The following is a 10,240-nucleotide window of genomic DNA, read 5'->3' as shown; positions in this document are numbered from 1 at the left end:
TTCGATAAATTTTCCGCCATCCTGTCGATTTGGCGTTAAACCATTACCGGATGGCCGTCCTACAGGTGCGTATGTTGTTATTGTTGTTTAGGCTTACGACGCCCGTAGACCAGCCAGGTCAGCAGGACGCAAGCGATGTAAAACAGCAAAAAGATTTTCATGGCGCCCACCGGCGAGCCGGTCAAGGCCAAAGAGGTGCCAAACGCTTTTGGAATAAAGAAGCCGCCCACAGCGCCAATAGCGGAGATAAAACCGAGCGCGGCGGCGGTATCCGTCACCGCTTCGCGCTGCGCCTGCTCATCGCTCCCGCTGCGCAGTTTGACGTTGTAGAGCGTGATCTGACGGAAGATCACCGCAATCATCTGGAAGGTAGAACCGCTGCCGAGACCCGCTGTCAAAAACAGGCCCATAAAAACAAGATAGAACGCGCTAAAGCTGCCTGCGCCGGAGCCTGGCAGTGTGAGGAATAGCAAGGCGGTAAACAGCGCCATAAAGATAAAATTAATGAGCGTGACGCGAACGCCGCCGAATTTATCGGAGATCACGCCGCCTGCCGATCGCGCCAGCGCGCCGATAAAGGGGCCAAAGAACGCCAGTTGCAGAATGTTTACGTCGGGAAATTGCGTTTTGGCGAGCATGGCGAAACCTGCGGAAAAGCCGATGAATGACCCGAATGTCGCCAGGTACAACAGGCTAAGCAGCCACAGGTGCAGACGTTTTAGCACCGGCAATTGCGAGGCGACAGACGCTTTTGAACTGCCGATATCGTTCATACCAAACCAGGCGGCAAGCGTCGCGACAGCCAGTAACGGCACCCAGATCCAGGCTGCGTTAGTGAGGGCGAGCAGGGAGCCATCAGGTTGCGGCACGCCCCGGACGCCTAAAAAAGTAAATATCGGCAGAAAAATAACCAGCGGCGCAATCAACTGCATCACACTGACGCCAAGATTTCCCAGTCCGCCGTTAATACCCAACGCGCTACCTTGTCTGGCTTTTGGAAAGAAAAAACTGATGTTGCCCATACTGGACGCGAAGTTTGCCCCCGCAAAACCGCACAACAGAGCGATGAGCATAAATACCCCGAAAGGGGTGGCAGGATTTTGCACGGCGAATCCCAGCCAGGTGCAGGGAATAATCAATATTACGGTACTTAATACGGTCCATTTACGGCCACCAAACAGTGGTACCATAAAGGAGTAGGGAACGCGTAATATTGCGCCGGAAAGAGAAGGTAGTGCGGTTAATAAAAAGAGTTGGTCGGTGGTAAAATTAAATCCAATTTTATTGAGGTTGACGGCAACAGCGCTAAACAACATCCAGACGCAAAATGCAAGGAGCAAACAACTTACTGAAATCCATAAGTTTCTTCTGGCGATGCCTTTCCCTTTATTCTCCCAGAAGGCTGGATTTTCGGGTCGCCAGTCACTCAAGAGATAACGGTTATAATTCTCGTTTTGTCGTGTCATTTTACCCCTCACATGCGCATATCATTTGAAGAAAAACACAAAAAAGAGACAGAGCGTCACGCGCTCTTTTGAGAACTTATTGAAGTTTTTTTAGAATATTGAGTGAAAGAATAGATAAAAAACCAGGCCAGCGCGGCGCGATGAGGAGATATGATGTTTCTTAATTGTTACTATTTGTAAATTAAAAGCGATTTTTATTAAATTATTTGTAACTTTACGCAAAGAGTTCAAGCGTAATCATACGATCCAGATGGAATTTAAACGCGGGATCGGCCATTTCCGGAATCCCCAGTACATACATACCGTCCAGCCCGCACACCAGTGCGATAAGCCGCCAGGCGATATCCGTGGCGTTAGCAGTAAACGTAAATTCTCCTGCCTGTTTGCCCTGCTCGATAATTGTGACCGTTTCCTTATGCCACATCTGCATCGTGAGGAGATAAGCATCTCTGATGTGCGGATCCCGGTCGGCCAGAATTTGCGCCTCTCGCCACAATTTTATGTAAGGCTCAAAGCCGCCGTCTTCGCTACCCAACATAGCGTGAAGCCGTGCACGCCAGGTGGCGGGCGGCGGAACTTGCCCGGCATCAAGCAGGGTGCGGATCAAATGGACAAAGGCCAGCGCTTTGAGCTCGCCCGCCGAGCTGAAGTGGTGATGCACCTGGCCGGCGGCGACATCGGCTTCTGATGCAATTCGTCGCACCGTCATGGCGGCAAACCCGTCTGCCAGCGCCACGCGCATCGCCGCTTGCAGGATCACTTCGCGGCGTTCATCCCGGTTAAGGTAACTCATATTTTCCCCACATTAGCCAATGCGCGCAGTGTAACAAAAAGCTGGACATTCGTTCAACTTACCGTAGGATCCTGAAGCTGGACAAGCGTCCAAATTTGAGTTTTTGAAGGGAGAGTTATGTTTCGTCAGTGGTTAACGTTAGTCATTATTGTGCTGGTCTATATTCCTGTCGCCATTGATGCCACGGTCTTGCATGTCGCCGCCCCGACACTGAGTATGACACTGGGGGCCAGCGGCAACGAGCTGCTGTGGATCATTGATATTTATTCTTTGGTCATGGCTGGCATGGTGTTGCCGATGGGCGCGCTTGGCGATCGTATCGGTTTTAAACGCCTGCTGATGCTGGGCGGGACGCTCTTTGGCCTGGCGTCATTGGCGGCAGCGTTTTCGCATACCGCCAGTTGGCTTATCGCCACCAGGGTATTACTGGCTATTGGCGCGGCGATGATTGTACCGGCGACGCTGGCCGGAATACGCGCTACCTTTTGTGAAGAGAAGCATCGCAACATGGCGCTGGGCGTCTGGGCAGCGGTAGGTTCGGGCGGAGCGGCGTTTGGGCCGCTCATCGGCGGCATATTATTAGAGCATTTTTACTGGGGATCGGTTTTCCTGATCAACGTGCCGATTGTGCTGGTCGTCATGGGCTTAACCGCCCGCTATGTTCCTCGCCAGGCGGGCCGTCGCGATCAACCGCTCAATCTTGGCCATGCGGTGATGCTGATTATTGCCATTTTGCTGTTGGTCTATAGCGCTAAAACCGCGCTGAAAGGGAATTTGTCGCTGTGGGCCATCTCGCTTACCCTGCTTACCGGCACGCTGCTCCTAGGACTCTTTCTCCGCACACAGCTTGCGACATCGCGTCCGATGATTGATATGCGACTATTTACCCATCGCATTATCCTGAGCGGCGTCGTGATGGCGATGACCGCGATGATCACTCTGGTGGGTTTTGAGCTGCTGATGGCGCAAGAGCTACAGTTTGTTCACGGGCTATCGCCTTATGAGGCCGGGGTATTTATGCTGCCGGTGATGGTCGCCAGTGGATTCAGCGGGCCGATTGCGGGCGCGCTGGTCTCGCGTCTGGGGTTACGGCTGGTCGCGACGGGCGGCATGGCGTTAAGCGCGCTGAGTTTTTATGGCCTGGCGATGACGGATTTCAGCACCCAACAATGGCAGGCCTGGGGGCTGATGGCGCTGCTGGGATTTAGCGCCGCCAGCGCATTGCTGGCTTCCACGTCGGCAATTATGGCCGCTGCGCCGGCAGAAAAAGCGGCGGCGGCCGGCGCGATAGAAACGATGGCTTATGAACTGGGCGCGGGACTGGGCATTGCCATTTTCGGTCTGTTGTTAAGCCGTAGCTTCTCCGCGTCTATCCGTCTGCCTGCCGGGCTTGAGGCGCAAGAGATTGCCAGAGCGTCATCTTCAATGGGAGAAGCCGTGCAGTTGGCGAATAGCCTACCGCCCACGCAGGGGCAGGCAATACTGGACGCCGCCAGACATGCCTTTATCTGGTCGCATAGCGTGGCGTTAAGCAGCGCCGGGAGTATGCTTCTTTTGCTGGCGGTAGGGATGTGGTTCAGCCTGGCAAAAGCCCAACGCCGATAACATAACGCCTGGTGAGATAAGCGCTTAATGCGCTAGCTGGCAGGGGGAGTCCATTTCCTCAACCTCTTTACCGCTGAGGCGTGCGTATTGCCCCGTCAGTCGCCAGAAGGCAGGCTGGGTTTCGGTATAAATTTCCGCAGCCAGAATCAGCCGACGGCGATCAACTTCGTTCAGTTCCAGTAAGGTCCAGGGAATAAAATAGCGATCGGTATCGGTAAGCCGAAACCACAGCGGACACCCGCAGCCGGAACAGAAGTAGCGTTCGCCGCGCGAAGAGGATGAAAAGTATGGCGGTTCCGGGGAAAGGGGGGCTAGCTGTGGTTGCCCGCAGGCTTCCAGATACATGGCTATTCCACCCGACCATTTTTGACACAGCGTACAATGGCAGGCATAGACATCCAGCATTTCGACGTCAACGGTAAAATGGCTCTGTCCGCAAAGACAACGACCAGTGAACGTCTGCACGGCATACTCCTTATGACCGAGTCTACATCAAGAGAAAAAGCCAGCCCTGAAAGGACTGGCTTTGTATTCAGACTACAACAAAATTAGAACTGGTAGTTCAGACCAACAGCAACGATGTTGTCGGTAGACACTTTAGCCGCTTTGGTGAAGTCGCTGTCGTCCAGCAGGTTGATTTTGTAATCAACGAAGGTGGACATGTTTTTGTTGAAGTAGTAGGTAGCACCGACATCGATGTACTCAACCAGATCCTGGTCGCCGTAAGTACCCAGGTTTTTACCTTTGGATTTCAGGTAAGCGATGGACGGACGCAGACCGAAGTCGAACTGATACTGAGCAACTGCTTCAAAGTTCTGGGTTTTATTCGCGATAAACGCATCACCCGCTGAATCTTCACCAAAGGTGGTCATGTTCAGCGTTTCGGAGTAGGTGGTCGCCAGGTAGATGTTGTTCGCATCATATTTCAGACCAGCAGCCCAGACTTCAGCGTTTTTACCCGCAGCATTCAGGTTGCTCGCTGCTTTCACCTGGTTGTTAGTACGGTCAGACTTCGCATAGGCCGCACCTACGCCAAAACCTTCGTACTCATACGTTGCGGACAGACCGAAACCGTCGCCGTTAGACTCGTACGCGCCGTCACGGTCGTTTTTGCCCTGGTACTGCGCGGCAAAGTTCAGACCTTCAACCAGGCCAAAGAAGTCAGTGTTACGGTAGGTGGCAACACCAGTAGTACGGCCAGTCATGAAGACGTCAGTCTGAGTCCAGGTATCGCCACCGAACTCTGGCAGAACGTCGGTCCATGCGCCGATGTCGTAAGCAACGCCGTAGTTACGACCGTAGTCGAAAGAACCGTAGTCAGCGAATTTCAGACCAGCAAACGCCAGACGGGTTTTGTCTTTGTCAGCGCCCTGGCTTTCAGTACGGTTGCCTTTGAATTCATATTCCCACTGGCCAAAACCGGTTAACTGATCGTTGATCTGAGTTTCGCCTTTAAAGCCCAGACGCGCGTAAGTTTTGTCACCATCACTTCCGTTATCATCAGAGAAATAATGCTGAGCGTGAACTTTACCGTACAGATCCAGTTTATTGCCGTCTTTGTTATATACCTCGGCTGCATTTACAACGCCTGCTGCCAACAGGGAAGTCACTGCCACTGCTACTAACTTAAGTTTCATTTTAATAATCCTTATAATTTTCTTAGCGTGTTTCCTCAACCATTGTTAAACGAGGCATTTGTCAATGGCAGACTATTTTTAAATGACGGAGTGGCATAAGTTCAATAATAAGTTTCATAAGATTACAAATTATTTTAATTTGTGTGATCGAGATCTCCTTAATACATTTGAGAGTATTAATTCAAATAGGGACTGTCTAATAAGATATATTTTTCGGAGGGGACTATTGGGCTGTTTATGGTTTTATTTTTGGTAGTAACTACTGATTATTATATGCACTAATAACAGTTGCGAGCTAACGTTAATTATATATTTGTTAATATAATTATATCATTGCATTAACATGTTTAACGATTTTATAAAATTCATTTTTACCAGCGCAATCCTGGTATGGCGCAGGAGGAGCACGTGAAAATGGAAAATCGTCAAATACGCACAGGCAATAGATAAAAGCGTAGTTGTGTTATGAAGAGTGTCAAGGTACAGCGGGTCGATTTAATATCAATATCGGCCCGCCCGTCGCTTAGCGCCGCCGCGTTGCCAGCCAACAAAGTAGCGAACCTACGCAAACCATGACTGCGCCTTGCCAGAAGGAGAATGACAGTGGTGAGCTGAGTAACAGCGCGGCCAGAGCAGAGGACATGACGGGGGTAAAATAAGACCCTACGGCCATGATAGTCACATTGCCATGAAGTATGCCCACATTCCATGCGGCGTAGGCAAACCCTAACGTTAATGCCGCGGTAAAAAGTTTAGCAATCACCGGTAGGCTAAATATCATGGCAGGTTGCGGCGTAAGAAAATAGTGGAACCACAGCGCCACGGCGGTGAGTAACACAAAGACTGTGATACCGTTAAAACCACGCGCATATTTATTTGTGACGGTGCAGTACGTCGCCCATATAAACGCCCCAAGAAATGCCAGTAAATAACTTAGCGGACTGGTGGCGACATTGCTGATAATTTCTCCTGGATTAAGACCATTCTCGCCCCCCAGAACCCAGCAAACGCCAGTAAGTGCAATAAGCAATCCAGGAACAATAAGCCAGTTAGTTTTTTGCCCATTAAAAAGAATGGCAAACAGAATGGTCAGGCTGGGCCATAAATAGTTAACCATGCCGACTTCGATAGCCTGATGGCGAGTGGCGGCATAACCGAGAGAAAGCGCCAGGCATATTTCATAACTGACAAACAGTACGCTGCCTGCGATGAGGTATCGCCCCGGGAAACGGCGGATATCAGGTAATCCGACGGTAAAAATCAGCAGCAGACCGCTTAATGAATAGATCATGGCTGCGCCGCCTACCGGTCCGAGACCTTCGCTGACGCCGCGAATTAACCCAACCATCGTGCTCCACAGAACGATGGCAACAAGCCCTATTAGCGTTGCTTTTTGTGATGTCATGCTTTGTGACTGTCCTGAATACCGCGCAAAATAAACTGCCACTTATAGCACTTTTTCCGAGGGCGATGCCATGCAGTGTCATTTTTTAGTACCTCCCTGGAGTTATTGCGGTTTAAAAATAGGGCTATTTAATAGCGGAACCGTTTCAATATTGATTTGACGCAAAAAAGTTATCGATTTTGCTGTTAGTTTCCTCGCGAAGTTATACACGCATCCTGGGCTGAGGTTTTGCTGCAGTTCGAAGGAGGCGTGCATCCGTGGAAAAAAGAGGAAAGCAATGGACGTCAGCCGCAGACAATTTTTTAAAATCTGCGCGGGCGGTATGGCGGGAACAACGGTGGCCGCACTGGGTTTTACCCCTAAAATGGCCCTGGCTCAGGCGCGAAACTATAAGCTGTTGCGCGCAAAAGAGATCCGTAACTCCTGCACATACTGTTCCGTAGGTTGCGGGCTATTAATGTATAGCCTGGGAGATGGGGCAAAAAACGCGAAAGAAGCGATTTACCATATTGAAGGCGACCCGGATCATCCGGTAAGCCGTGGCGCGCTGTGCCCGAAAGGGGCCGGTTTGCTGGACTATGTTCACAGTGAAGATCGCCTACGCTATCCGGAATACCGCGCGCCGGGTTCCGACAAGTGGCAGCGCATTAGCTGGGATGACGCTTTCACTCGTATTGCTAAATTAATGAAAGCCGACCGCGACGCCAACTTTATTGAAAAGAATGAGCAGGGCGTCACGGTTAACCGCTGGCTCTCTACCGGGATGCTGTGCGCCTCGGCGGCCAGCAATGAAACGGGTATGCTGACGCAGAAGTTTGCGCGTTCTCTCGGTATGCTGGCGGTAGATAACCAGGCGCGCGTCTGACACGGACCAACGGTAGCAAGTCTTGCTCCAACATTTGGTCGCGGTGCGATGACCAACCACTGGGTGGATATTAAAAACGCCAACGTCGTGATGGTGATGGGCGGCAATGCCGCAGAAGCGCATCCGGTGGGTTTCCGCTGGGCGATGGAAGCGAAAAATAATAACGATGCGACGCTGATTGTCGTTGATCCACGCTTTACGCGTACGGCGTCGGTGGCGGATATCTATGCGCCAATACGTTCCGGTACAGACATTACCTTTCTGTCCGGCGTTTTGCTGTACCTGATCGAAAATAACAAAATCAACGCTGAATACGTTAAGCATTACACCAACGCCAGCCTGCTGGTGCGGGATGATTTTGCCTTTGATGACGGTCTTTTCAGCGGCTATGACGCCCAAAAGCGTCAGTACGATAAATCCTCCTGGAACTACCAGTTCGATGAAAACGGCTATGCCAAACGTGATGAAACGTTGACGCACCCACGCTGTGTGTGGAATCTGCTGAAGCAGCACGTTTCGCGCTACACGCCGGACGTCGTGGAAAACATCTGCGGTACGCCGAAAGCGGATTTCCTGAAGGTGTGTGAGGTGTTGGCCTCTACCAGCGCGCCGGATCGCACTACCACCTTCCTGTATGCGCTGGGCTGGACGCAACATACCGTCGGGGCGCAGAACATCCGTACTATGGCGATGATCCAGTTGCTGCTCGGCAATATGGGGATGGCTGGCGGCGGTGTGAACGCCTTGCGCGGCCACTCTAATATTCAGGGTTTAACGGATTTAGGACTGCTCTCCACCAGCCTGCCGGGTTACCTGACGCTACCGTCAGAAAAACAGGCCGATCTGCAAACTTATCTGGCAGCGAATACCCCCAAAGCGACGCTGGCCGATCAGGTCAACTACTGGGGTAATTATCCTAAGTTCTTCGTCAGCCTGATGAAATCTTTCTATGGCGATGCGGCGCAGAAAGAGAATGACTGGGGCTTTGCCTGGCTGCCTAAGTGGGATCAGTCCTATGACGTGATCAAATATTTCAACATGATGGATAGCGGGAAAGTCACCGGCTATTTCTGTCAGGGCTTTAACCCGGTGGCGTCCTTCCCGGACAAAAACAAAGTGGTGCAAAGCTTAAGCAAACTGAAGTATCTGGTCGTTATCGATCCGCTGGTGACTGAAACGTCAACGTTCTGGCAGAACCACGGCGAATCTAATGATGTCGATCCGACAACGATTCAGACCGAAGTCTTCCGTCTGCCGTCTACCTGTTTTGCGGAAGAGGATGGATCTATCGCTAACTCCGGTCGCTGGTTACAGTGGCACTGGAAAGGTCAGGACGCGCCGGGCGAAGCGCGTAACGACGGCGAGATTCTGGCCGGTATTTACCATCGTCTGCGTGAAATGTATCGCGCAGAAGGCGGTAAAGGCGCCGAACCACTATTGAAGATGAGCTGGAATTACAAGCAGCCGGATGAACCGCATTCGGAAGAAGTGGCGAAAGAGAACAACGGCTATGCGCTGGAAGATCTCTATGACGCCAACGGTACACTGCTTGCCAGGAAAGGCCAGTTGTTGAGTAGTTTTGCATTACTGCGCGATGACGGTACGACATCCTCCTCCTGCTGGATTTATACCGGTAGCTGGACGGAGCAGGGCAACCAGATGTCCAGACGTGATAACGCCGACCCGTCAGGGCTTGGCAATACACTGGGTTGGGCGTGGGCGTGGCCGCTAAACCGTCGCGTATTGTATAACCGCGCTTCGGCGGATCCGCAGGGTAAACCGTGGGATCCAAAACGGATGCTGATCCAGTGGAACGGCGCGAAGTGGACAGGGAACGATATTCCGGACTTTAACAACGCGGCGCCGGGGAGCGGGACCAATCCGTTTATCATGCAGCCGGAAGGGCTGGGACGTCTGTTTGCTATTGATAAAATGGCGGAAGGGCCGTTCCCTGAGCATTACGAGCCGATGGAAACGCCGCTGGGCACTAACCCGCTGCACCCGAATGTGGTCTCGAACCCGGCTGCGCGTCTGTATGAAGAAGATGCGCTGCGCATGGGTAAGAAGGAGCAGTTTCCGTACGTGGGCACGACTTACCGCCTCACAGAGCATTTCCATACCTGGACCAAACATGCGCTACTTAACGCTATCGCTCAGCCGGAACAGTTTGTGGAGATCAGTGAGACGCTGTCGGCAGCGAAAGGTATTGCTAACGGCGACTATGTGAAGGTGAGCAGTAAACGCGGGTTTATTCGCGCGGTCGCGGTGGTAACTCGTCGTCTTCGCACCCTGCATGTCAACGGTCAGCAGGTTGAAACGGTGGGGATCCCGATTCACTGGGGCTTTGAGGGTGTCGCGCGCAAAGGCTATATCGCCAATACTCTGACGCCAAATGTCGGTGATGCCAACTCGCAAACGCCGGAATACAAAGCGTTTTTAGTTAACATCGAGAAGGCGTAAGGGAGGCGA

At 51.9% G+C, this 10,240-nt stretch carries 7 protein-coding genes; 2 read left to right on the top strand and 5 right to left on the bottom strand.

The annotated features are described in order from the left end of the window. Positions 1-77: 77 nt before the first annotated feature. Together ACQ29O_RS10975 and ACQ29O_RS10970 are read right to left on the bottom strand one after the other, a co-directional pair. Positions 78-1,466 carry a NarK family nitrate/nitrite MFS transporter gene (locus ACQ29O_RS10975; protein WP_045161445.1) on the bottom strand — a complete coding sequence of 463 codons (1,389 nt, stop codon included), beginning with the start codon at positions 1,464-1,466 and terminating at the stop codon, positions 78-80. Between the two features lie 214 nt (positions 1,467-1,680). After that, positions 1,681-2,259, bottom strand: coding sequence for a TetR family transcriptional regulator (locus ACQ29O_RS10970; protein WP_045161447.1), 579 nt, complete (start codon positions 2,257-2,259; stop codon positions 1,681-1,683). A gap of 117 nt (positions 2,260-2,376) precedes the next feature. Between ACQ29O_RS10970 and smvA the strand changes: the two genes are divergently transcribed. After that, positions 2,377-3,864 (top strand): methyl viologen efflux MFS transporter SmvA, encoded by a 1,488-nt coding sequence (gene smvA / locus ACQ29O_RS10965; protein ID WP_000489740.1) that lies wholly within the window; start codon positions 2,377-2,379, stop codon positions 3,862-3,864. 24 nt (positions 3,865-3,888) lie between these two features. Here smvA and ACQ29O_RS10960 read toward each other — a convergent pair whose 3' ends face one another. From ACQ29O_RS10960 to yddG, 3 genes are all read right to left on the bottom strand, one after another. Then, positions 3,889-4,269 carry a GFA family protein gene (locus ACQ29O_RS10960; RefSeq protein WP_014343841.1) on the bottom strand — a complete coding sequence of 127 codons (381 nt, stop codon included), beginning with the start codon at positions 4,267-4,269 and terminating at the stop codon, positions 3,889-3,891. Positions 4,270-4,412: 143 nt separating this feature from the next. Beyond that, complete coding sequence (ompD, locus tag ACQ29O_RS10955; RefSeq protein ID WP_000769037.1) at positions 4,413-5,501, bottom strand: porin OmpD; 1,089 nt, start codon at positions 5,499-5,501, stop codon at positions 4,413-4,415. Between the two features lie 523 nt (positions 5,502-6,024). Continuing rightward, positions 6,025-6,906, bottom strand: a complete 882-nt coding sequence (yddG, locus tag ACQ29O_RS10950) for an aromatic amino acid efflux DMT transporter YddG (RefSeq protein ID WP_000203795.1) — start codon at positions 6,904-6,906, stop codon at positions 6,025-6,027. 277 nt (positions 6,907-7,183) lie between these two features. Here yddG and fdnG point away from each other — a divergent pair, with 277 nt between their 5' ends. Then, a complete protein-coding gene (gene fdnG / locus ACQ29O_RS10945) occupies positions 7,184-10,231 on the top strand; it encodes a formate dehydrogenase-N subunit alpha (protein ID WP_077944549.1) in 3,048 nt (1,015 codons plus the stop codon). The last annotated feature ends 9 nt before the right edge of the window (positions 10,232-10,240 follow it).

Source organism: Salmonella sp. GDC200615 (assembly GCF_050574145.1).
Taxonomy (GTDB): domain Bacteria; phylum Pseudomonadota; class Gammaproteobacteria; order Enterobacterales; family Enterobacteriaceae; genus Salmonella; species Salmonella enterica.
Note: the sequence above shows the minus strand (reverse complement) of the source record. Positions and strands in the feature narration are given on the sequence as shown.